This is a genomic window from Salmonella sp. 2020_1459 (genome assembly GCF_043847915.1).
Classification (GTDB): domain Bacteria; phylum Pseudomonadota; class Gammaproteobacteria; order Enterobacterales; family Enterobacteriaceae; genus Salmonella; species Salmonella enterica.
This window is the reverse complement of sequence record NZ_JBCMFA010000005.1, coordinates 1-24,512: the sequence shown is the minus strand read 5'-3', so window position 1 is coordinate 24,512 and position 24,512 is coordinate 1. Positions and strand designations below refer to the sequence as shown.

19 protein-coding genes are annotated in these 24,512 nt (G+C 53.5%); 16 read left to right on the top strand and 3 right to left on the bottom strand.

Annotated features, from left to right (window positions below):
• The first annotated feature begins 13 nt into the window (after nt 1-13).
• The 3 genes from ACH0VJ_RS13860 to rcsC all read left to right on the top strand — a co-directional run bounded on the left by ACH0VJ_RS13860 (nt 14) and on the right by rcsC (nt 7,226).
• Nucleotides 14-1,216 (top strand): mandelate racemase/muconate lactonizing enzyme family protein, encoded by a 1,203-nt coding sequence (locus ACH0VJ_RS13860; protein ID WP_000705589.1) that lies wholly within the window; start codon nt 14-16, stop codon nt 1,214-1,216.
• A 409-nt stretch (nt 1,217-1,625) separates the two neighbouring features.
• Complete coding sequence (gene gyrA, locus ACH0VJ_RS13855) at nt 1,626-4,262, top strand: DNA topoisomerase (ATP-hydrolyzing) subunit A (protein WP_001281212.1); 2,637 nt, start codon at nt 1,626-1,628, stop codon at nt 4,260-4,262.
• A gap of 117 nt (nt 4,263-4,379) precedes the next feature.
• On the top strand, nt 4,380-7,226 hold the full coding sequence (gene rcsC, locus ACH0VJ_RS13850) for a two-component system sensor histidine kinase RcsC (protein WP_000876078.1): 2,847 nt from the start codon (nt 4,380-4,382) through the stop codon (nt 7,224-7,226).
• Between the two features lie 102 nt (nt 7,227-7,328).
• On the opposite strand, the gene rcsB is transcribed toward rcsC, so the two are convergent.
• Both rcsB and rcsD read right to left on the bottom strand, forming a co-directional pair.
• The gene (gene rcsB, locus ACH0VJ_RS13845; RefSeq protein WP_001061919.1) at nt 7,329-7,979 is read right to left on the bottom strand and encodes a response regulator transcription factor RcsB; all 651 of its coding nucleotides are present in this window, start codon (nt 7,977-7,979) and stop codon (nt 7,329-7,331) included.
• A 16-nt stretch (nt 7,980-7,995) separates the two neighbouring features.
• The gene (gene rcsD / locus ACH0VJ_RS13840) at nt 7,996-10,665 is read right to left on the bottom strand and encodes a phosphotransferase RcsD (protein WP_000083205.1); all 2,670 of its coding nucleotides are present in this window, start codon (nt 10,663-10,665) and stop codon (nt 7,996-7,998) included.
• A gap of 728 nt (nt 10,666-11,393) precedes the next feature.
• Between rcsD and ACH0VJ_RS13835 the strand changes: the two genes are divergently transcribed.
• The 5 genes from ACH0VJ_RS13835 (at nt 11,394) to ACH0VJ_RS13815 (ending at nt 17,211) form a co-directional block, all read left to right on the top strand.
• Nucleotides 11,394-12,530: a porin OmpC gene (locus ACH0VJ_RS13835; RefSeq protein ID WP_000865526.1), complete on the top strand. Its 1,137-nt coding sequence runs from the start codon at nt 11,394-11,396 to the stop codon at nt 12,528-12,530.
• A gap of 114 nt (nt 12,531-12,644) precedes the next feature.
• Complete coding sequence (gene apbE / locus ACH0VJ_RS13830; RefSeq protein WP_000784314.1) at nt 12,645-13,697, top strand: FAD:protein FMN transferase ApbE; 1,053 nt, start codon at nt 12,645-12,647, stop codon at nt 13,695-13,697.
• Between the two features lie 80 nt (nt 13,698-13,777).
• Entirely contained in the window at nt 13,778-14,839 is a 1,062-nt protein-coding gene (ada, locus tag ACH0VJ_RS13825) for a bifunctional DNA-binding transcriptional regulator/O6-methylguanine-DNA methyltransferase Ada (RefSeq protein WP_000975972.1), read from the top strand.
• 2 nt (nt 14,840-14,841) lie between these two features.
• Nucleotides 14,842-15,492 (top strand): DNA oxidative demethylase AlkB, encoded by a 651-nt coding sequence (gene alkB, locus ACH0VJ_RS13820; protein ID WP_000884990.1) that lies wholly within the window; start codon nt 14,842-14,844, stop codon nt 15,490-15,492.
• Nucleotides 15,493-15,567: 75 nt separating this feature from the next.
• The gene (locus ACH0VJ_RS13815; protein WP_000421590.1) at nt 15,568-17,211 is read left to right on the top strand and encodes a multidrug ABC transporter permease/ATP-binding protein; all 1,644 of its coding nucleotides are present in this window, start codon (nt 15,568-15,570) and stop codon (nt 17,209-17,211) included.
• Between the two features lie 208 nt (nt 17,212-17,419).
• Here the strand turns inward: ACH0VJ_RS13815 and eco are convergent, their stop codons facing one another.
• Nucleotides 17,420-17,914 (bottom strand): serine protease inhibitor ecotin, encoded by a 495-nt coding sequence (eco, locus tag ACH0VJ_RS13810; RefSeq protein WP_000781589.1) that lies wholly within the window; start codon nt 17,912-17,914, stop codon nt 17,420-17,422.
• A 413-nt stretch (nt 17,915-18,327) separates the two neighbouring features.
• Between eco and napF the strand changes: the two genes are divergently transcribed.
• The 8 genes from napF to ACH0VJ_RS13770 all read left to right on the top strand — a co-directional run.
• Nucleotides 18,328-18,819 carry a ferredoxin-type protein NapF gene (napF, locus tag ACH0VJ_RS13805; RefSeq protein ID WP_000228070.1) on the top strand — a complete coding sequence of 164 codons (492 nt, stop codon included), beginning with the start codon at nt 18,328-18,330 and terminating at the stop codon, nt 18,817-18,819.
• On the top strand, nt 18,809-19,072 hold the full coding sequence (napD, locus tag ACH0VJ_RS13800; RefSeq protein WP_001260058.1) for a chaperone NapD: 264 nt from the start codon (nt 18,809-18,811) through the stop codon (nt 19,070-19,072). The genes napF and napD overlap by 11 nt, the downstream gene beginning before the upstream one ends.
• Entirely contained in the window at nt 19,069-21,555 is a 2,487-nt protein-coding gene (gene napA / locus ACH0VJ_RS13795; RefSeq protein WP_000778097.1) for a nitrate reductase catalytic subunit NapA, read from the top strand. Before napD ends, napA begins: the two co-directional genes overlap by 4 nt.
• Before the next feature lie 6 nt (nt 21,556-21,561).
• Nucleotides 21,562-22,257 carry a ferredoxin-type protein NapG gene (napG, locus tag ACH0VJ_RS13790; protein WP_000091673.1) on the top strand — a complete coding sequence of 232 codons (696 nt, stop codon included), beginning with the start codon at nt 21,562-21,564 and terminating at the stop codon, nt 22,255-22,257.
• On the top strand, nt 22,244-23,113 hold the full coding sequence (gene napH / locus ACH0VJ_RS13785) for a quinol dehydrogenase ferredoxin subunit NapH (protein WP_000013529.1): 870 nt from the start codon (nt 22,244-22,246) through the stop codon (nt 23,111-23,113). Before napG ends, napH begins: the two co-directional genes overlap by 14 nt.
• A 115-nt stretch (nt 23,114-23,228) precedes the next feature.
• Nucleotides 23,229-23,678 (top strand): nitrate reductase cytochrome c-type subunit, encoded by a 450-nt coding sequence (gene napB / locus ACH0VJ_RS13780; RefSeq protein ID WP_000835182.1) that lies wholly within the window; start codon nt 23,229-23,231, stop codon nt 23,676-23,678.
• A 9-nt stretch (nt 23,679-23,687) separates the two neighbouring features.
• Nucleotides 23,688-24,290, top strand: coding sequence for a cytochrome c-type protein NapC (gene napC, locus ACH0VJ_RS13775; protein ID WP_000431778.1), 603 nt, complete (start codon nt 23,688-23,690; stop codon nt 24,288-24,290).
• 20 nt (nt 24,291-24,310) lie between these two features.
• Nucleotides 24,311-24,512, top strand: a 202-nt coding sequence (locus ACH0VJ_RS13770; protein WP_116560536.1) for an ATP-binding cassette domain-containing protein, incomplete at its 3' end; no start/stop codon positions are given.

Genomic DNA, 24,512 nt, shown 5'->3' with positions numbered 1-24,512 from the left:
AAATGGAGAAATTATGAAAATTACGTCTATTGAAGTTTTTGACTGTGAATTAAAAAAAAGAGATCAAACGATGTCCTCCTATAATCCAGTACTTATCCGGGTGAATACCGACTCAGGATTAAGTGGTATTGGCGAAGTAGGACTGGCCTATGGCGCAGGCGCTAAAGCTGGCGTAGGGATCATCAGAGATCTGGCGCCATTGATTGTGGGTGAAGATCCACTAAATATCGAAAAAATTTGGGAGTTCTTTTTCAGAAAGACTTTTTGGGGGATGGGGGGCGGGAACGTTTTTTATGCCGGAATGAGCGCTATTGATATTGCTCTTTGGGATATCAAAGGTAAATATTTAGGTGTACCTGTTTATCAGCTCCTTGGCGGGAAAACTAATGAAAAATTAAGAACCTATGCTAGTCAGTTACAATTTGGTTGGGGGGATAAACGCCAGATATTAGTGACACCTGAGGAATATGCTGAGGCGGCGCGTGCGGCTCTTGACGATGGATATGATGCGATTAAAGTGGATCCACTCGAAATCGATCGTAATGGCGATGACTGTGTTTTTCAGAATAGAAATCGTAACTATTCAGGATTGTTACTGGCCGATCAATTAAAAATGGGGGAAGCGCGAATTGCCGCTATGCGTGAAGCAATGGGGGATGATGCTGATATTATCGTGGAAATCCATTCTCTTCTCGGTACAAACTCAGCTATTCAATTTGCGAAGGCGATAGAAAAGTATCGTATCTTTCTTTATGAAGAACCGATTCATCCATTAAATTCTGATAATATGCAGAAAGTTTCCCGTTCAACAACGATTCCAATCGCCACTGGCGAGCGTTCCTACACAAGATGGGGATACAGGGAATTACTGGAGAAGCAGTCTATTGCCGTAGCGCAACCTGATTTGTGTCTCTGCGGCGGAATTACCGAAGGAAAGAAAATCTGTGACTATGCTAATATTTATGACACCACTGTACAGGTGCATGTTTGCGGCGGTCCTGTTTCCACGGTAGCCGCGCTGCATATGGAAACAGCAATTCCCAACTTTATTATTCATGAGCATCATACCAATGCGATGAAAGCATCTATTCGGGAACTTTGTACCCACGATTATCAACCGGAAAATGGCTATTATGTCGCGCCGGAACAGCCCGGATTGGGTCAGGAATTAAACGATGAGGTAGTGAAAGAATATCTGGCCTATGTGATTAAATAGCATCTGGTGATACTGATTATGGTTTATGCCTCCCGGCATATCCCCTAAATAATTCGAGTTGCAGGATAAAATGGTTAACCGTCTTGAACAGCGCTTGCGCTAACCGCGACGGGGCGAGGCCCAGGGATGGGCCGAGTAACTCGCAGCCAACGCATATGAAACTTGAAGTATGACGGGTATACACGGGAGGTATTGATTTTCTAACCTCTTCCTGGCCAGGCCCCGATCTCCTCTGTGTCGCCTCTGAAGCCGATCGCCGATAAACGCCGAGACCACGCTTATAAATGAAGAGAGCATGCGGCACCCGAATAAAGCATTGTCTGGCTGCATTCCGTTTACCAGTACGTGGGCGAATGTGTTATAATTTGCGACCTTTGAATCCGGGATACAGTAGAGGGATAGCGGTTAGATGAGCGACCTTGCGAGAGAAATTACACCGGTCAACATTGAGGAAGAGCTGAAGAGCTCCTATCTGGATTATGCGATGTCGGTCATTGTTGGCCGTGCGCTGCCGGATGTCCGAGATGGCCTGAAGCCGGTACACCGTCGCGTACTTTACGCCATGAACGTATTGGGCAATGACTGGAACAAAGCCTATAAAAAATCTGCCCGTGTCGTTGGTGACGTAATCGGTAAATACCATCCCCACGGCGATTTCGCAGTGTATGACACCATCGTTCGTATGGCGCAGCCATTCTCGCTGCGTTACATGCTGGTGGATGGTCAGGGTAACTTCGGTTCTATTGACGGCGACTCCGCGGCGGCAATGCGTTATACGGAGATCCGTCTGGCGAAAATCGCCCACGAACTGATGGCCGATCTCGAAAAAGAGACGGTGGATTTCGTGGATAACTATGACGGTACGGAAAAAATTCCGGACGTCATGCCGACCAAAATTCCGAATCTGCTGGTGAACGGTTCTTCCGGTATCGCAGTAGGTATGGCGACGAATATCCCGCCGCACAACCTGACGGAAGTGATTAACGGCTGCCTGGCGTATATCGACAACGAAGACATCAGCATTGAAGGGCTGATGGAACATATTCCGGGGCCGGACTTCCCGACCGCCGCGATCATCAACGGTCGTCGTGGTATCGAAGAAGCCTACCGTACCGGTCGTGGCAAAGTGTACATTCGCGCCCGCGCGGAAGTTGAAGCTGACGCGAAAACGGGCCGTGAAACCATCATCGTCCATGAAATTCCCTATCAGGTGAACAAAGCGCGCCTGATCGAGAAAATCGCCGAGCTGGTGAAAGATAAACGCGTGGAAGGCATCAGCGCGCTGCGTGACGAATCCGATAAAGACGGGATGCGCATCGTGATTGAAGTGAAACGCGATGCGGTGGGTGAGGTGGTGCTTAATAATCTCTACTCCCAGACCCAGCTACAGGTTTCCTTCGGTATTAACATGGTGGCGCTGCATCACGGCCAGCCGAAGATCATGAACCTGAAAGATATCATTTCAGCGTTCGTGCGCCACCGCCGTGAAGTGGTGACGCGTCGGACTATTTTTGAACTGCGTAAAGCCCGTGACCGTGCGCATATCCTTGAAGCTCTGGCGATTGCGCTGGCCAACATCGACCCGATTATCGAACTGATTCGCCGCGCGCCAACGCCGGCGGAAGCAAAAGCGGCGCTGATTTCGCGTCCGTGGGATCTGGGCAACGTTGCTGCGATGCTGGAGCGCGCTGGTGATGACGCCGCGCGTCCGGAATGGCTGGAGCCAGAATTTGGCGTGCGTGACGGTCAGTACTACCTGACTGAACAGCAGGCGCAGGCGATTCTGGATCTGCGTTTGCAGAAACTGACCGGCCTGGAGCATGAAAAACTGCTCGACGAATACAAAGAGTTGCTGGAGCAGATTGCTGAACTGCTGCACATTCTGGGCAGCGCCGATCGCCTGATGGAAGTGATCCGCGAAGAGATGGAGTTAATTCGCGATCAGTTCGGCGATGAGCGTCGTACCGAAATCACCGCCAACAGCGCCGATATTAATATCGAAGATCTGATTAGCCAGGAAGATGTTGTCGTAACCTTGTCTCATCAGGGCTACGTGAAATATCAGCCGCTGACGGATTACGAAGCACAGCGTCGTGGCGGTAAAGGCAAATCAGCAGCACGTATTAAAGAAGAAGACTTTATCGACCGCCTGCTGGTGGCCAACACCCATGACACCATCCTCTGCTTCTCCAGCCGGGGCCGTCTGTACTGGATGAAGGTCTATCAGTTGCCGGAAGCCAGCCGTGGCGCGCGCGGTCGTCCGATCGTTAACCTGCTGCCGCTGGAAGCCAACGAACGTATCACCGCGATTCTGCCGGTTCGTGAATACGAAGAAGGCGTCAACGTCTTTATGGCGACCGCCAGCGGTACCGTGAAGAAAACGGCGCTGACCGAATTCAGCCGTCCGCGTTCCGCCGGTATTATCGCGGTGAACCTCAACGACGGCGACGAGCTGATTGGCGTTGACCTGACTTCTGGTTCTGACGAAGTCATGCTGTTCTCGGCCGCGGGTAAAGTGGTGCGTTTCAAAGAAGACGCCGTCCGTGCGATGGGGCGTACCGCGACCGGTGTGCGCGGTATTAAGCTGGCGGGAGACGATAAAGTAGTTTCTCTGATCATCCCACGCGGCGAAGGCGCTATTCTGACCGTAACGCAAAACGGCTACGGGAAGCGTACCGCAGCGGACGAGTACCCGACCAAGTCTCGTGCGACGCAGGGCGTTATCTCTATCAAAGTGACCGAGCGCAACGGTTCCGTTGTCGGTGCGGTACAGGTAGACGATTGCGACCAGATCATGATGATCACGGATGCCGGTACTCTGGTGCGTACCCGAGTGTCTGAGATCAGCGTAGTGGGACGTAATACCCAGGGCGTTATCCTTATCCGCACGGCGGAAGACGAAAACGTGGTGGGTCTGCAACGCGTTGCTGAACCGGTAGATGACGAAGAACTCGACGCTATCGACGGCAGCGTGGCGGAAGGGGATGAGGATATCGCCCCGGAAGCGGAAAGCGATGACGACGTTGCGGATGACGCTGACGAGTAATGTTATTGCTGTGCGAGGGCCGGATATCCGGCCCTTTTTCTTTGCCGTTGCGGGCTACGTCATTTACCGCTACCTTAGTCACACTCTATTTACATCCTGAGGCGGAGCTTCGCCCCTTTGAAATACCTTGCTTCCTTTCGAACTACGCTGAAAGTCTCGCGCTACTTATTCAGAGCGTTAGCGTTACTCATTTGGCTCTTAATCGCCTTTGTTTCGGTGTTTTACATCGTCAATGCCCTGCACCAGCGGGAATCTGAAATTCGTCAGGAGTTCAACCTTAGCTCCGATCAGGCGCAGCGTTTTATCCAGCGCACGTCGGATGTGATGAAAGAGCTCAAATATATCGCCGAGAACCGTTTAACGGCGGAAAACGGCGTCATGTCGTCGCGTGCGCGTGATGACAAAATGGTGGTGCCGGATTTTGAACCGCTATTCGCCGACTCAGACTGTGCGGCGATGGGCTCCGCCTGGCGCGGCTCGCTGGAGTCGCTGGCCTGGTTTATGCGTTACTGGCGCGACAACTTTTCAGCGGCGTATGATCTTAACCGCGTTTTCCTGATTGGCAGCGATAACCTCTGTATGGCGAATTTCGGCCTGCGTGAAATGCCCGTGGAGCGCGATGATGCGTTAAAAGCGTTACATGAGCGGATTATGAAATACCGCAACGCGCCGCAGGAAGAAAGTGGGAATAACCTTTTCTGGATAAGCCAGGGCGCGCGTCAGGGCGTGGGCTACTTTTATGCGCTGACGCCGGTGTATCTGGCCAACCGTCTGCAAGCGTTGCTGGGCGTCGAGCAGTCCATCCGCATGGAAAATTTTTTCACGCCGGGCAGTTTGCCGATGGGCGTCACCATTATTGATGAGAACGGCCATTCGCTGATTTCGTTGACCGGTCCTGACGGCATTATTAAAGCGGAGCCGCGCTGGATGCAGGAGCGTTCCTGGTTTGGTTATACGCCAGGTTTTCGCGAACTGGTACTCAAAAAAAGCCTGCCGCCATCCTCGCTCAGTATTGTCTATTCTGTGCCTGTAGATTTAGTCCTGGAGCGTATTCGTATTCTTATCCTGAACGCTATCCTGCTGAACGTGCTGGTGGGGGCAGGGCTGTTTACGCTTGCGCGGATGTATGAGCGGCGAATTTTCATTCCGGCGGAGAGCGATGCCCAGCGTCTGGAAGAGCATGAACAGTTCAACCGTAAAATCGTCGCCTCCGCGCCGGTGGGGATCTGTATTCTGCGCACTATTGATGGTGTCAATATTCTGAGTAACGAACTGGCGCACACCTACCTGAACATGCTCACGCATGAAGACAGACAGCGCCTGACGCAAATCATTTGCGGCCAGCAGGTTAACTTCGTCGATGTATTGACCAGCAATAATACCAATTTGCAAATTAGCTTCGTCCATTCCCGCTATCGCAATGAAAACGTTGCGATTTGCGTGTTGGTAGATGTGAGTACGCGCGTCAAAATGGAAGAGTCGCTGCAAGAGATGGCGCAGGCGGCGGAGCAGGCAAGCCAGTCTAAATCCATGTTCCTTGCGACGGTCAGCCATGAATTGCGCACACCGCTGTACGGTATCATTGGCAATCTCGATCTGCTGCAAACCAAAGAGCTGCCAAAAGGCGTGGAACGTCTGGTCACGGCGATGAATAACTCCTCCAGTCTGTTGCTGAAAATTATCAGCGACATTCTCGACTTCTCGAAAATTGAGTCGGAACAGCTAAAGATTGAGCCGCGCGAATTTTCACCGCGAGAGGTGATGAACCATATCACTGCCAATTATCTGCCGCTGGTGGTGCGTAAGCAGCTCGGTCTGTATTGTTTTATTGAGCCTGACGTGCCGGTATCGCTGAACGGCGACCCGATGCGTTTACAGCAGGTCATTTCAAACCTGTTGAGCAACGCCATTAAGTTTACCGATATTGGCTGCATCGTGCTGCATGTGCGCTGTGATGGGGATTATCTCAGCATTCGCGTGCGGGATACCGGCGTCGGTATTCCGGCAAAAGAGGTGGTTCGCCTGTTCGATCCCTTCTTCCAGGTGGGAACCGGCGTACAGCGTAACTTTCAGGGGACCGGTCTGGGGCTGGCGATTTGCGAAAAATTGATCAGCATGATGGACGGCGATATTTCCGTCGATTCGGAGCCGGGCATGGGAAGCCAGTTTACGCTGCGCATCCCGCTTTATGGCGCGCAATACCCTGTGAAAAAGAGCGTGGAAGGACTCGCCGGAACCTGCTGTTGGCTGGCGGTGCGCAATACTTCTTTGTGCCAGTTTATTGAGACCAGTCTGGCGCGTAGCGGCGTTCATACGCAGCGTTATGAAGGGCAAGAACCCGCCGCAGACGATATTTTGATTGTCGATGACGCGCTGGAGCATACCTGGCAGGGGAGGGCTGCGGTCGTCTTTTGCCGCCGTCATATCGGGATTCCGTTGGAAAGAGCGCCGGGCGAGTGGGTGCATAGTGTGGCGTCGGTGCATGAGTTGCCCGCGCTGTTGGCGCGTATTTATAGTATTGAGCTGGATAGTGAAGCGCTTTCCAGCGCATTGCCGACGACGGATAAAACCGCAGATTCAAATGACGATATGATGATTCTGGTCGTTGACGATCATCCTATCAATCGCCGTCTGCTGGCCGATCAATTGGGATCGCTGGGGTATCAGTGTAAGACAGCCAATGATGGCGTGGACGCTCTGAATGTGCTGAGTAAAAATGCTATCGATATTGTTCTGAGCGATGTGAACATGCCGAACATGGACGGCTATCGCCTGACGCAGCGTATCCGTCAGCTTGGGCTGACGCTGCCGGTCGTCGGCGTGACGGCGAACGCGCTGGCGGAAGAGAAACAACGTTGCCTGGAGTCCGGTATGGACAGCTGTTTGTCGAAACCTGTGACGCTGGATGTGTTGAAACAGACGCTGGCGGTGTATGCCGAGCGGGTACGTAAAACGCGGGCATAAAAAATGCCGGATGGCGGCGTCGCCTGTCCGGCCTGTAAAAGATGAGTCGACTGGTAGGCCTGATAAGCGTAGCGCCATCAGGCTGGGTAACATAAAAGCGATTTATTCTTTGTCTGTCGGACTCAGGGTGACGGAAGAGAGATAGTTGAGCAGCGCGATATCATTCTCTACGCCCAGTTTCATCATCGCCGATTTCTTCTGGCTGCTGATGGTCTTAATGCTGCGGTTGAGCTTCTTGGCGATTTCGGTGACCAGGAAACCCTCGGCGAACAGGCGTAATACTTCGCTCTCTTTTGGCGACAGGCGCTTATCGCCGTAACCGCCTGCGCTGATTTTCTCCAGCAGGCGAGAAACGCTTTCTGGGGTGAATTTTTTGCCTTTTTGCAGCGCGGCCAGCGCCTTAGGCAGATCGGTTGGCGCACCCTGTTTGAGTACGATCCCTTCAATATCAAGATCCAACACGGCGCTCAGGATCGCCGGATTGTTGTTCATGGTCAGAACGATAATAGACAGGCTCGGAAAATGACGCTTGATGTACTTGATCAAGGTGATCCCATCGCCGTATTTATCTCCCGGCATGGAGAGGTCAGTGATCAACACATGCGCATCTAATTTCGGCAGGTTGTTGATCAATGCTGTGGAATCTTCAAATTCGCCGACAACATTCACCCACTCGATTTGTTCAAGTGATTTGCGAATACCGAACAGTACAATCGGGTGGTCATCGGCAATAATTACGTTCATATTGTTCATGTATTGGGCTACCTTGCTACAGCAAGCTTTTGACGTAGGCGTCAATGTCGCTGATATATTTTTCTATACCTGGAGCATCTTTCTCACGAATCAGATGTTCCAGCGTTTCACATAACTGCTTGCCGGGTACCAGATTAAGCATGGCAAACACCCCTTTCAGGCGGTGGGCCGTTTGGGCCAGCGCAGCGAAATCGCTGGTTGCCGCCTCAGTATACAACCTCTTAACATCATCCGGTACTGTGTCTACAAATAGCGCATAATAGCCGCTGGCATGAAGCTCGGCATTTTCATCTCCGCCGAGCGGGGAGGCGGGAATCTCTTCCTGCGCCAGCTGCTCTTCGATAAGTTGTAGTACAGCTTCCTGCATAGCATTGCTCATATTAAAGTTGACGCGCAACTGACCCGGGCCAATTTTCCGCACGCCTGACTCATCATCGCTTAAAAGCAAGCCCGAGGCAGTAAGATTAGACGGATTATCCGTTAAAAAGAGATCATATTCTTGACTTATCTGCCTTTCATCCGGCGTGATGCAGGTGGCGCCCCAGTTTTCTAACTGACGCAGCACAATCGCGCGAACCTCGTTGGACGTCACATCGACCATCACGCTCACGTCGTCCAGCAGGCGCTCTTCGACCTGAGTATGCTGATCGTGAGGAAGCATTTTGACATGAACGGTATAGCGCGTGCCCAGCGTTTCTCGCGCTTTAATGTTGAGATGACCGCCCAGTTTGCGCGCCAGTTGATTGCACAGCCAGAAGGTGAGCGGATTCGCTTTGCCGTAACGATCGCCCTGCGTTTCATTCATATACGGGAAATGCAGATTATCAATCTCGTTTAACGTCACGCCTTCGCCCGTATCCAGAATACGGAAAGTCAGACGCTCCGCGATAGATTCATCCTGCTCGACTTCAAGCGTAATTTTACCCATAGCGGTCGTCGTGACGGCATATTGAATCAACAGCAGCAAAATCCGGCGCAGGGCGTCGCGATCGCCCCAGCGTTCATCGTTGCCGCTAAGATGGTTATTAATCAGCAGTTGCAGCCCTTTACGCTTAATGGCGGGTAGCACTTCCGGCACGACTTCGTCAATAAGATCCTGCAGGGAGAACAGTGTTGCTTCGCTCTTCCATGCGTCATTTTCCAGCATATTCGCCAGTTGGATTTCATCGATCATACGTACCAATACATCCGCCTGATCCGCCAGTTTCAGGCTTTCCGGCGTGGTGACTGCCGCGGCGTTAACCGCCAGTTGGCGTACGGGCTCTTTAAGCGTGTTGCTGATATTTTGCATAAAGGCGGCGCGGCCCTGCTGATTCTTCTCATACAAACGCTGCGCCTGTTTAAGCTTCTTATTCACCAGAACTTCCCGGTCCTGATCGCGAATAATAAAGATCTGCGTGCGGGGAGCGATCTGGCTGCGAAACAGACGGATCTCATACAGTTCGTTATTAATTGTCGCCTGAATCACGCCCTGATGCTGCTCCGCCATGCTGGTAATATTTTGCAGGTTAAGATGCGGCAATAGATGATCGGCGATTTTATTGCTGATCACAGTGCGGTTGCCTTCCTGATCGTAGACCAGCAGACCCAGCGGCAGCAGAGAAACGATCTCTTCATTAATGGCGCGTAAGACGCGAAGCTCGTTATTCGCCGCGTTGCCGGATGTCGATTCCGTCGTCCGTCCCGGCTGATGACGGAACGTGGCGTAGCCAAATAACGCCAACGCCAGCAGCCCGATGTTCAGCAGTAAAGGCAGCAAAATATTTTGCAGCGTATCAAGCAAAAGCGTACCGAACGGTACCTGCCAGATCAGGCGCATTCCGGTAGAGTTAAGCGCTGAGGAGATCTCAATTTTTGAACCGTTAAAGCTAATCGTGACGCTATCAGGCGCTTCCTTTTCACTGCTTCGCCCCGTCGCCTGGGTTGCGTCAGGCTCTATCCGAAAACTGTCCAGCGGCATTCCCGGCGGGATTAAATCATTAATGGGCAGATCAAACGCCACCACGGTTGCCAGATGTCCTGGCTGATTGAAGGTCGTGCGCAACGTAAAATAGTGACCGTTTTGCCAGGCCAGTTTTCGCAATGAGGAGAAACTTTCGCGCTCATCCAGCGCATTCGCCTGCTGCAACATCTCTGCCCGGCGGGAATCGACGATATTGCCAATAGTGGACTCTTTAAAGCCGGAAGAGAGATCTTTCAACGGTAGGGTAGAGATAAGAATCAGGCTGTTATCCTGTCCGTTGAGGTAATACATTGACCACGGCACGTTTTCCGCGCCCCACAGCGTATCCAGATAAGTTGACATACGCTGCGTCATTTCCAGCGTGGCGCTGTCATGGGAACCGAAAATCAGCGCTTCAGTTTTACGTCGCGGCTTTTCAAGATAATACACATCCTGCTTCAGACGCGTTTCCTGAAGTCCTTCACCTGTCGATGGCGTAGTGGTCGCGGCGATGTTGTCATAAATTTGCCAGGTAACATACCGCCAGGTATCCACGCGTTTATGAATAGCGTGGGTGATATCGACAATTTGATAGCTTTTGTCTTTCAACCAGGCGTTGACGGCGCTCTGTACCATAACGCCCATCGTTACCAGCAGCACAATGATCAGCAATAAGAAGAAACGGGTAATGCTTCCCGGTAGAAGGGAGAATCGGGTAGAGACCGTTGTGTCAGACTGACTCATTTATGTTTACGACCTGTAAAAGCAACGCTGAAGGTGAAGGGCAGTATAAAGGGTAATGAATGAATTTCCAGACTCTTACGTCATGCCGGGCAACTTAACACGCGCTCCGTCGGCGGGACGGGAAAAGCGTACAACCTTCGCAGAACGGTACAAATATAAAGACTACTTATAAATGTTTAGCACTAAATATCAAGAAATTATTTGCTAATGTCTTACGAACGGTCGAGCAGGGGAGTGTAGTGAATAACCGTGATAGTTTTAGGCAGGTAGCATAAATCAGCCGGGTGTGTCTGAAAAAGGGTAAAAAAAACCGAATGCGAAGCATCCGGTTGAAATAGGGGTAAACAGACATTCAGAAGTGAATGACGGTAATAAATAAAGTTAATGATGATAGCGGTCACTATTTTAGTTGCGAATGAAGATTCTGTTTTATCATTCAGTGCTATGAATTTCATCAATTTAACCCGTTGATTTTAAAAGTTTCGTGAATATATTTTGTCTATTTGTGCTTATTTTTACTTGATTTTTGCTTTAAAAAAGTTCCGTAAAATTCATATTTTGAAACATCTATGTAGATAACTGTAACATCTTAAAAGTTTTAGTATCATATTCGTGTTGGATTATTCTGTATTTTTGCGGAGAATGGACTTGCCGACTGGTTAATGAGGGTTAACCAGTAAGCAGTGGCATAAAAAAGCAATAAAGGCATATAACAGAGGGTTAATAACATGAAAGTTAAAGTACTGTCCCTCCTGGTACCAGCTCTGCTGGTGGCGGGCGCAGCGAATGCGGCTGAAATTTATAATAAAGACGGCAACAAATTAGACCTGTTTGGTAAAGTTGATGGCCTGCACTACTTCTCTGACGACAAAGGCAGCGACGGCGACCAGACCTACATGCGTATCGGCTTCAAAGGCGAAACGCAGGTTAACGATCAGCTGACCGGTTATGGCCAGTGGGAATATCAGATTCAGGGCAACCAGACTGAAGGCAGCAACGACTCCTGGACGCGTGTGGCGTTTGCGGGTCTGAAATTCGCTGACGCAGGTTCCTTCGATTATGGTCGTAACTACGGCGTAACCTATGATGTGACCTCCTGGACCGACGTTCTGCCGGAGTTCGGCGGCGACACCTACGGCGCTGACAATTTTATGCAGCAGCGTGGTAACGGCTATGCCACCTACCGTAACACCGACTTCTTCGGCCTGGTGGATGGTCTGGACTTCGCGTTGCAGTATCAGGGCAAAAACGGCAGCGTGAGCGGTGAAAACACCAACGGTCGCAGCCTGCTGAACCAGAACGGTGACGGTTACGGCGGATCGCTGACTTATGCAATCGGCGAAGGCTTCTCTGTCGGTGGCGCTATCACCACGTCTAAACGTACTGCCGATCAGAACAACACCGCTAACGCTCGCCTGTATGGTAACGGCGATCGCGCCACGGTTTACACCGGCGGCCTGAAATACGATGCGAACAACATCTATCTGGCAGCGCAGTATTCTCAGACCTATAACGCAACCCGTTTTGGTACCTCTAACGGCAGCAACCCGTCCACCTCTTACGGTTTTGCCAACAAAGCGCAGAACTTTGAAGTGGTTGCTCAGTACCAGTTCGACTTTGGTCTGCGTCCGTCTGTAGCTTACCTGCAGTCTAAAGGTAAGGACATCAGCAACGGTTACGGCGCCAGCTATGGCGACCAGGACATCGTAAAATACGTTGATGTCGGCGCGACTTACTACTTCAACAAAAACATGTCCACCTATGTTGATTACAAAATCAACCTGCTGGATAAAAACGACTTTACCCGCGATGCGGGCATCAACACCGACGACATCGTAGCGCTGGGTCTGGTTTACCAGTTCTAATCAGCAAAAGATGTTGCTAAAGGGCCTACGGGCCCTTTTTTCATGCCTTATTCCGGCGTACAAATACGACGTTTTGATATACGCTTGCGTCCATTCGAATGAGGATAAACAGCGATGAAAATGACTTTTTGCCGGGCCGTGTGTCTGGCGGCGGCTTTTTTACTTATGGGCTGCGATGAGGCTCCCGAAACGACAACAGCGTCACCTGCCGCTCAGGTGCTGAAAGGTAAAACGATGGGGACCCTCTGGCGGGTGAGCGTGGTTGGTATCGATGCGAAACGCGCCGCAGAGTTACAGACTAAAATCCAGACTCAGCTTGATGCTGATGATTGGTTGCTTTCTACCTATAAAAATAACTCCGCGCTGATGCGTTTTAACCATTCACGCAGCCTTGCGCCCTGGCCGGTCAGCGAAGCCATGGCGGATATCGTGACCTCGGCGCTGCGTATTGGCGCGAAGACGGATGGCGCGATGGATATCACCGTGGGCCCGCTGGTCAATCTGTGGGGGTTTGGACCGGATCGGCAGCCGCTGCATATCCCAACACCAGCACAAATCGATGCGGCAAAAGCGAAAACAGGCCTACAACATTTGCAGGTTATCGACAGGGCTGGACATCAGTTTTTGCAAAAAGATCTGCCGGATCTTTATGTTGATCTCTCCACGGTCGGGGAGGGCTATGCGGCGGATCATCTGGCGCGTCTGATGGAGCAGGAGGGCATTGCGCGTTATCTGGTCTCGGTGGGCGGCGCATTAAGCAGTCGCGGGATGAATGCGCAGGGGCAGCCGTGGCGCGTCGCGATTCAGAAGCCGACCGACCGGGAAAACGCGGTGCAGGCGATTGTGGATATCAACGGGCATGGCATCAGCACCTCCGGCAGCTACCGCAACTATTATGAGCTGGATGGCAAGCGTATCTCGCACGTTATCGATCCGCAAACGGGGCGCCCCATTGAACACAATCTGGTATCGGTTACGGTTATCGCGCCAACGGCGCTGGAAGCGGACGGCTGGGACACCGGCCTGATGGTGCTTGGTACGCAAAAGGCGCAAGAGGTCGTGCGGCGGGAAGGGCTGGCGGTCTTTATGATCATGAAAGAAGGTGAAGGCTTTAAAACCTGGATGTCGCCGCAGTTCAAAACGTTCATGGTGAGCGATAAGAATTAAAACGCAAGATTACGGGTTTTTGTGGGCGGATTTACGGACACACTGCATGTAAGCAAGCACTATGCTTAATGAAGGAGTCTATGATGAAAAAAGCGTTACTTACCGATGATGAATGCTGGTTGCGGGTGCAGGCGCGCGATGCCAGCGCGGATGGGCGTTTCGTTTTTGCGGTGCGAACCACCGGCGTTTTTTGCCGTCCTTCTTGTCGCTCGAAGCGGGCGTTACGTAAAAATGTTCGCTTTTTTGCCAACGCGCAGCAGGCGCTGGACGCCGGTTTTCGCCCCTGCAAGCGCTGTCAGCCGGATAATGCGCGCGCGCAGCAACGGCGGTTGGATAAGATTGCCTGCGCCTGCCGTTTGCTTGAGCAGGAGACGCCGGTAACGCTGGCGTCTCTGGCGCAGGCGGTGGCGATGAGCCCGTTTCATCTGCACCGTCTGTTTAAAGCGAGCACCGGAATGACGCCGAAAGGGTGGCAGCAGGCGTGGCGCGCCCGGCGGCTGCGTGAGGCTTTGGCGAAAGGAGAGCCGATCACGGCGGCTATTTACCGCGCTGGCTTCCCGGATAGCAGTAGCTACTACCGTCATGCCGACCAGACGCTGGGCATGACGGCAAAACAGTTTCGCAAAGGCGGCGATAATGTCTCCGTTCGCTATGCGCTGACGGACTGGGTTTACGGACGGTGCCTGGTGGCGGAGAGCGAGCGGGGGATTTGCGCGATTCTCCCCGGTGATAGCGACGAGGCGCTACTGGCTGAATTACACACCCTGTTCCCGGCGGCCCGCCACGAACCTGCTGACGCGCCTTTTCAGCAACGGGTGCGGCAGGTTGTCGCGGCTATCAACACACGCGATGTGCTGCTCTCGTTGCCGCTGGATATCCAGGGAACCGCGTTTCAACAGCAGGTCTGGCAGGCGTTATGCGCAATTCCCTGCGGCGAAACCGTAAGCTATCAACAGCTTGCCGCGACTATCGGCAAACCCACGGCGGTACGCGCGGTCGCCAGCGCGTGCGGCGCGAATAAACTGGCGATGGTGATCCCGTGTCATCGGGTCGTGCGTCGCGATGGCGCGCTCTCCGGTTATCGTTGGGGCGTGCGTCGAAAAGCGCAGCTATTAAAGCGAGAAGCGCAAAAAGAGGAGTAGCAATGCTGGATCTATTTGCTGATGAAGCGCCCTGGCAAGAGCCCCTGGCGCCTGGCGCGGTGGTGTTGCGCCGCTTTGCGTTTCGCGCGGCGCAGTCGCTATTAGACGATATCGGGTTTGTCGCCAGTCAGTCTCCGTTTCGTCAGATGGTGACGCCGGGCGGCTACACCATGTCGGTGGCGATGACCAACTGCGGCGCGTTAGGGTGGACTACCGATCGTCACGGTTATTGTTATGCCGTGCGCGATCCGTTGACCGATAAACCCTGGCCTGCGCTGCCGTTATCGTTTGCCAGCGTATGTCGTCAGGCGGCAATCGCGGCAGGGTATGCGAGCTTCCAACCGGACGCCTGCCTGATCAATCGCTACGCGCCCGGCGCAAAACTGTCGCTGCATCAGGATAAAGACGAGCCGGATCTGCGCGCGCCTATTGTCTCAGTTTCGTTGGGGGTGCCGGCGGTTTTTCAGTTTGGCGGCCTGCGTCGCAGCGACCCGATCCAGCGGATCTTACTGGAGCATGGCGATATCGTGGTCTGGGGCGGCGAGTCCCGGCTGTTTTATCATGGTATCCAGCCGCTTAAAGCGGGCTTTCATCCCATGACCGGTGAATTTCGTTACAATCTCACCTTCCGTCAGGCAGCTGAAAAAGAATAAAAATAAGAATTATTATTGCTGTGCAGGTGGAGTTAGTTAAACTGCGGGCTGTTATTATCGGTCCGGGTTGTATGCATGGAACTTCTTATTCTTGTCTGGCGGCAGTACCGCTGGCCATTTATTAGCGTGATGGCGCTGAGCCTCGCCAGCGCGGCGCTGGGGATTGGCCTGATCGCGTTTATCAATCAGCGCCTGATTGAAACGGTGGACACCACCGTCATGGTGCTGCCGGAATTTCTCGGTCTGCTCCTGTTACTAATGGTCGTCACATTAGGTTCCCAACTGGCGCTCACCACTCTGGGACACCATTTCGTTTACCGCCTGCGCAGCGAATTTATCAAGCGCATTCTGGATACGCACGTTGAACGCATTGAGCAACTGGGCAGCGCCTCTTTACTGGCCGGTCTGACCAGCGATATTCGCAATATTACTATCGCCTTTGTGCGTCTGCCTGAGCTGGTGCAGGGCATTATCCTCACCGTCGGCTCGGCGGCGTATCTGGCGATGCTATCGACAAAAATGCTGCTGGTTACGGCTATCTGGATGGTGGTCACTATCTGGGGCGGATTTGTGCTGGTGGCGCGGGTTTACCAGCATATGGCGACCCTGCGCGAGACCGAAGATAAGCTGTACAACGACTATCAGACGGTGCTGGAAGGACGCAAAGAGCTGACGCTAAACCGCGAGCGTGCGGAGCAGATTTTTCAGCAATGCTATACCCCGGACGCCAAAGAGTACCGTCATCACATTATCCGTGCCGATACTTTTCATCTGAGCGCCGTCAACTGGTCGAATATCATGATGCTGGGAGCGATAGGCCTGGTCTTCTGGATGGCGAATAGTCTCGGCTGGGCGGATACCAACGTCGCGGCGACCTATTCACTGACGTTGCTGTTCCTGCGCACGCCGCTGCTGTCTGCGGTGGGGGCGTTGCCAACGCTACTGACCGCCCAGGTGGCGTTTAATAAACTGAATAAATTCGCGCTCGCCCCGTATAAGCCTGATTTTCCACAGCCGAAAGCCTTTCCCGACTGGAAGACGCTGGAGCTGCGCAACGTGGTTTTCCACTATCAGGATAACGCGTTTTCCGTGGGGCCCATCAACCTGACGATTCACCGCGGCGAACTGCTGTTTTTAATTGGCGGCAACGGTAGCGGGAAATCGACGCTGGCCATGTTATTGACCGGTTTATACCAGCCGCAATCGGGAACGATTTTACTTGACGGTCAACCTATTGCCGCCGGGCAGCCGGAAGATTATCGCAAACTGTTTTCTGCGGTGTTCACCGATGTGTGGTTATTCGACCGCCTGCTGGGGCCGCAGGGGAAACCCGCCAATCCCGCGCTGGTCGAAAAGTGGCTTGAGCACCTGAAAATGACGCACAAGCTGGAACTAAACGACGGGCGCATCTTGAATCTTAAACTGTCGAAAGGGCAAAAAAAGCGCATTGCACTGCTGCTGGCGCTGGCGGAAGAGCGCGATATTATTTTGCTGGATGAGTGGGCCGCCGATCAGGACCCGCATTTCCGCCGGGAGTTTTATCAGGTACTGTTGCCGTTAATGCAGGAAATGGGCAAAACCATTTTCGCCATCAGCCATGATGATCACTATTTTATTCACGCCGATCGTCTGCTTGAAATGCGTAACGGGCAGTTAACCGAACTCACCGGCGACGAACGTGACGCCGCTTCGCGTGATGCGGTTGCGCGTACTGCGTAATGGATTATGGCGCCGGATAAACCGCCTGATGGCAGCCCTACGTCCGCACGCGGGTAGGCCTGATAAGATGCCACGCGTCGCCACCAGGCATCGGGGTATTTTTTGCTGCGGGCGAGCGGGTTTCCAGACGTGTTTTAAAAAGAACCCCGGAGCGCTGCGTGAGTCGGCGTGTTCAGATGCCCGGTAAGTGTGACCGGGCAGCGTAACATCATCGCGCGACGGCGTTCTGTACGTTAGCGTCCGCTTTCCAGATGCGGTATTTCACGTCCACATTCGCCGGGGTATACACCACGATCGGCAGCTTGCTGTTGTAGCGCAGCATCCCGTCTTCACCCAGCCAGGCGGTGACGAATTTTTGCTCTTTCTTACCTTCAGGGCAGGCCATCATGGTTGATACCGGAGAGGTGACGTTATCAAAGACATAATAGTCATAGCCCCAGCCTTCCAGCGTTTTTGTTTCCAGCGTGCCGCCGAGGCGATGCTGGTTACAATCCACATTCAGCGTTTGGCCAATCAACAGTTCCACTTTGAGGGTAGATTCATCCTGCTGAGGGGTAAGGGTTATCACTTGCCGCTTCATTCCTTTTTCCGCCTGCGGATAGGGGGCGATTTTTTCCAGCGGCTGGGCGGTATCGCCATTGTTAGCCCAGGCAGAGGCGCTGGCGAGGGCGGCGAAGACGACGGCAGGGACAAACATCTTCATTTGATTGTTCACAGTATTTCCTTTCTGCTGTTTTCGGTATTCACTGACAACAGATTAACACATTCATATTATCTATTAATCTGTATTTACTCATATTTTCAAGATTATTAATAAAATAGCGTCTTTTTATATAGTGGAATATTCTGATATTGATAATGTAAATGAAATTATCAGCTATTAGTGGTTTTCGTTATATAAATATCTATATAACTCATTGAAATGTGAGAAAAAGCACGTTTACGGGTCTTTACCCGGCACTCTTTTGATCCGGCAACAGCATTTACCTCTATCGGGGTATGCATCTCTTACACATCCTGAAATATCTTATTTACAAAAACAACTACTCATAAATTGTACGGTTTTTATTGGTATTCACTCCCTATGGAAGCGTGTCGTTATGGAAGGGCGATATCATGGTTGATTTATCCCGTCGAAGCATGTTGACCGGCAGTTGGCGCAACGCCAGCAATGGGATTCTTCCGCCGTGGGCCAGAGAAACGACCTATTTTCTCGCACATTGTCTGCGTTGCGACGCCTGCATCCAGGCGTGTGAGGCCGACATCCTGCAGCGAGGGGCGGGGGGATATCCGAGCGTAGATTTCAAACGGGGCGAGTGCAGCTTTTGTTATGCCTGTGCGCAGGCCTGTACCGAATCGCTTTTTCTTCCGCGCCACACCAGGGCCTGGGATCTGGTTTTTACGCTCACGGAAAACTGCCTCGCCAGGCAATCGGTTGAATGCCATCGTTGCCAGGACAGTTGTGAACCTATGGCCATTACCTTTCGTCCCACGTTATCCGGTATTTACCAGCCGCAGCTTGACTCGCAGGCCTGTAACGGATGCGGGGCGTGTGTGGCTATCTGCCCCGTGTCAGCCATCAAAGCGGAGAACCACCATGCGCACTAACTGGCAGGTCTGTAGCCTGGTCGTGCAGGCCAAAAGTCAGAACATCGCCGCCATTGGCACACAGTTGAACACGTTGCCGGGTTGCGAAGTCGCGTTAAGCGATGTTGAAAGCGGGCAACTGATCGTGGTGGCGGAAGCAGATCAGAGTGAAACGCTGATGCAAACAATTGAGTCAGTACGCAATGTCGAGGGCGTACTGGCGGTGTCGCTGGTTTATCACCAGCAGGATGAGCAAGGTGAGGAAACACCATGAAACTCAGTCGTCGTAGCTTTATGAAAGCTAACGCCGTTGCGGCCGCTGCGGCGGCTGCCGGTCTGAGCGTGCCGGGCGTCGCCCGCGCCGTTGTCGGGCAGCAGGAAGCCATCAAATGGGATAAAGCGCCGTGCCGTTTTTGCGGAACGGGTTGCGGTGTGTTGGTGGGAACGCAGCAGGGCCGTGTGGTCGCCTGCCAGGGCGACCCCGACGCGCCGGTCAACCGTGGTCTGAACTGCATTAAAGGCTACTTCCTGCCCAAAATCATGTACGGTAAAGATCGTCTGACGCAGCCGATGCTGCGCATGAAAGACGGCAGCTATCACAAAGACGGCGAGTTTACGCCGGTGAGCTGGGAACAGGCCTTCGATGTGATGGAAGAGAAGTTTAAAACCTCCCTGAAAGAGAAAGGACCAGAAGCGATCGGCATGTTTGGATCGGGTCAATGGACCATCTGGGAAGGCTATGCCGCCGCGAAACTGTTCAAGGCTGGTTTCCGCTCTAACAACATCGACCCGAATGCGCGTCACTGCATGGCCTCGGCGGTGGTGGGCTTTATGCGCACCTTTGGCATGGATGAACCGATGGGCTGCTACGACGATATTGAGCAGGCCGATGCGTTTGTGCTGTGGGGTTCCAACATGGCGGAGATGCACCCGATTTTATGGTCGCGCATCACTAACCGCCGTTTGTCCGACCCGAACGTGAAGGTTGCCGTCCTCTCCACCTTCCAGCACCGCAGCTTTGAACTGGCGGACAACGGTATTGTCTTTACCCCGCAAAGCGATCTGGTGATCCTTAACTATATCGCGAATTACATTATTCAGAACAACGCGGTAAATCAGGATTTCTTCACAAAGCATGTGAACCTGCGTAAAGGGGCGACGGATATCGGCTACGGCTTACGCCCGACGCACCCGTTGGAAAAAGCGGCGAAGAATCCGGGCTCCGACGCTTCCGAGCCGATGAGCTTCGACGAGTATAAAGCCTTCGTGGCAGAATATACGCTGGACAAGACCGCTGAAATGACCGGCGTGCCGAAAGATCAACTGGAACAGTTGGCACAGCTCTACGCCGATCCGAATAAGCGCGTGATCTCTTACTGGACGATGGGTTTTAACCAGCATACCCGCGGCGTGTGGGCGAATAACCTGGTTTACAACCTCCATCTGCTGACCGGAAAAATCTCCCAGCCTGGCTGCGGTCCTTTCTCGCTGACAGGCCAGCCTTCCGCCTGCGGTACGGCGCGTGAAGTGGGAACCTTCTCACACCGTCTACCCGCAGACATGGTCGTGACGAACGAAAAACACCGTGATATCTGCGAAAAACACTGGCAGATCCCCGCTGGCACTATTCCGGCAAAAGTGGGTTTACACGCGGTGGCGCAGGATCGCGCGTTGAAAGACGGCAAGCTGAACGTCTACTGGGTAATGTGTAATAACAATATGCAGGCCGGGCCGAACATCAATGAAGATCGGATGCCGGGCTGGCGCGATCCGCGTAACTTTATCATTGTTTCCGATCCTTACCCGACGGTGAGCGCGCTGTCTGCGGATCTGATCCTGCCGACCGCCATGTGGGTTGAGAAAGAAGGCGCTTACGGCAACGCCGAACGCCGCACGCAGTTCTGGCGTCAGCAAATTAAAGCGCCGGGCGAAGCTAAATCCGACCTCTGGCAACTGGTGCAGTTCTCCCGTCGTTTTAAAACCGAGGAGGTCTGGCCGGAGGCGTTGTTGGCTCAGAAGCCGGAGCTGCGCGGCAAAACGCTGTATGACGTTCTGTTCGCCACGCCGGCGGTCAGCAAATTCCCGCTGAGCGAGCTGAAAGAGGATCAGTTAAACGATGAGTCTCGTGAGCTGGGCTTCTATCTGCAAAAAGGGCTGTTTGAAGAATACGCCTGGTTTGGACGTGGCCACGGGCACGATCTGGCGCCGTTCGACGATTACCACAACGCGCGCGGTCTGCGCTGGCCGGTCGTCGAAGGCAAAGAGACGCAATGGCGTTACAGCGAAGGCAACGACCCGTATGTAAAAGCGGGGGAAGGGTACAAATTCTACGGTAAACCGGATGGCAAAGCGGTGATCTTCGCGCTGCCATTTGAACCCGCGGCGGAGTCGCCGGACAACGAGTACGATCTGTGGCTTTCCACCGGTCGCGTGCTGGAACACTGGCATACCGGCAGTATGACGCGCCGCGTGCCTGAATTGCATCGCGCCTTCCCGGAAGCGGTGGTCTTTATTCACCCGCTGGATGCGAAAGCGCGCGATCTGCGTCGTGGGGATAAGGTTAAAGTGTCGTCCCGCCGCGGCGAAGTGATTTCGATTGTCGAAACGCGTGGACGTAACCGTCCGCCGCAGGGACTGGTGTATATGCCGTTCTTCGATGCCGCTCAGCTAGTGAACAACCTGACGCTGGATGCGACGGACCCGCTCTCTAAAGAGACGGACTTCAAGAAGTGCGCCGTTAAGCTGGCGAAGGTGTAACGCGTTATGTCCCGTACAGCGAAACCCCAAAATGGCCGCCGCCGCTTCCTGCGTGATGTTGTGCGCACTGCGGGCGGGCTGGCGGCGGTTGGCGTGGCGCTGGGCTTGCAACAGCAAACCGCGCGCGCATCGGGCGTGCGGCTGCGTCCGCCTGGCGCGCTGAATGAAAATGTCTTCGCCAGCGCCTGTGTGCGCTGCGGGCAGTGCGTTCAGGCGTGTCCATACGACACGCTAAAACTGGCGACGCTGGCCTCCGGGCTATCGGCAGGCACGCCCTATTTCGTCGCTCGCGACATCCCCTGCGAAATGTGTGAAGACATTCCGTGCGCCAAAGTCTGCCCCAGCGGGGCGCTGAATAAAGATATCGCCTCCATTGATGACTCGCGCATGGGGCTGGCGGTGCTGCTGGATCAGGAAAACTGCCTCAACTTTCAGGGGCTGCGCTGCGACGTTTGTTACCGCGAATGCCCGAAAATCGATGAGGCCATCACGCTGGAGCTGGATCGCAACATGCGCACCGGCAAACATGCGCGCTTTCTGCCCACCGTACACAGCGACGCCTGTACCGGCTGCGGCAAATGCGAAAAAGTCTGCGTACTGGAGCAACCAGCGATAAAAGTGTTGCCGTTGTCATTGGCGAAAGGGGAGTTAGGACACCATTACCGCTTCGGCTGGCTGGAGGGGAAAGATGGCAAATCGTAAACGCGACGCCGGGCGAGAAGCGCGGGCGAAAAAAGGCTGGTGGCGTAGCCACCGTTGGCTGGTGTTACGCCGTATCAGCCAGTTTATGGTGCTGGGGATGTTTCTCAGCGGCCCGTGGCTGGGCTTTTGGGTTTTGCATGGCAACTACAGCAGTAGTTTGCTGTTCGATACCCTCCCGTTGACCGATCCGCTGATTACCCTGGAAAGTCTCGCCAGTGGACATCTTCCCGCTACCGTGGCGCTGACGGGAGCAGTGATTATCGCTGTGCTGTATGCGCTGGCGGGAAAGCGATTATTTTGCAGTTGGGTTTGCCCGCTAAACCCCGTTACCGATTTGGCTAACTGGATGCGCAGGAAATTTGACCTGAACCAGTCTGCGACGATTCCACGCCATATACGGTACGTCCTTCTGGTGGTGGTGTTAATCGGTTCGGCGTTGACCGGCACGCTGCTGTGGGAATGGATTAATCCCGTGTCGCTGTTAGGTCGTAGTCTGATTATGGGATTTAGTAGCGGCGCGTTGTTGATTATTGCTTTGTTTTTATTTGATTTATTAGTCGTTGAGCACGGTTGGTGCGGTCATATTTGCCCGATGGGCGCGCTGTATGGCGTGCTAGGCAGTAAAGGCGTAGTGACCGTGACGGCCAAAAAACGTGAGAAATGTAATCGCTGTATGGATTGTTTTCATGTTTGCCCGGAACCGCATGTGCTACGTGCGCCGGTGCTGGATGAGCAAAGCCCGGCGCAGGTCACTCACCGCGACTGCATGACCTGCGGTCGCTGCGTGGATGTCTGTTCTGAGGATGTTTTTACAATAACGATACGCAACATCATTCGGGATGCATCGCGGCGGTAAGCGAGGAAATCCCCGGGAGCATAGATAACGATGTGACTGGGATTTTCGAGCGCAGCCAACAAAGAGGCAGCTCGAAGGATGAAGTGTAAATGCGATGGAGTTCGGGAGCGAAACAATGAAAAGCCATGACCTGATGAAAGCGCTGTGTCAATGGATGGCCACGCTTGCCCTGGTGGTAAGTGGTGCGGTTTGGGCGGCAAACGGAGTGGATCTGAGCCAGTCGCCGGAAGTATCCGGGACGCAGGAAGGGGCGATTCGTATGCCGAAAGAGCAGGAACGTATGCCGCTAAATTACGTCAACCAGCCGCCGATGATCCCGCACAGCGTCGAGGGCTACCAGGTGACGACCAATACCAACCGCTGTCTGCAATGCCACGGCGTGGAAAGTTATCGTACGACGGGCGCGCCGCGTATCAGTCCGACGCACTTTATGGACAGCGACGGTAAAGTGTCGGGCAACGTCGCGCCGCGTCGTTATTTCTGCCTGCAGTGCCACGTACCGCAGTCTGATACCGCGCCGATTATCGACAATACCTTTACCCCCTCGCAAGGTTACGGGAAATAAGAGGTCATTATGGAAAATTCTAACCGTAAACCCGGCTGGATAAAGCGCGTCTGGCGATGGTGGCGCAGCCCCAGCCGCCTGGCGTTGGGGACGCTGCTGTTAATCGGTTTTATCGGCGGCATCATCTTCTGGGGCGGCTTCAATACCGGAATGGAAAAGGCTAACACCGAAGAGTTTTGTATTAGCTGCCATGAAATGCGCAACACGGTGTATGAGGAGTATATGGAAACCGTCCACTACAACAACCGTAGCGGCGTTCGTGCCACCTGTCCTGACTGCCATGTGCCGCATGAGTGGGGGCCGAAGATGATCCGTAAGATCAAAGCCAGTAAAGAGCTGTATGCGAAGGTATTTGGGCTGATAGATACACCGCAGAAATTTGAAGCTCATCGCCTGACAATGGCACAAAATGAGTGGCGGCGCATGAAAGACAACAACTCGCAGGAATGCCGTAACTGCCACAATTTCGACTTTATGGATCTGACCGCGCAAAAAGGCGTCGCGGCGAAAATGCACGATCAGGCGGTAAAAGATGGACAGACCTGTATCGATTGCCACAAAGGGATCGCGCATAAACTGCCGGATATGCGTGATGTTAAACCAGGTTTCTGACAGGACGTTGATGAGTGGGAATGCTTGAAGCCAGAGATCTGTACTGCGAGCGGGACGAGAGGACGCTGTTTCGCGGGCTGTCGTTCACCGTGGAGGCCGGGGAGTGGGTGCAGGTCACCGGCGGCAACGGCGCCGGAAAAACCACCCTGCTGCGCCTGCTGACCGGGCTGGCGCGCCCGGACGGCGGCGAGGTGTACTGGCAGGGCGAACCCCTGCGCCGCG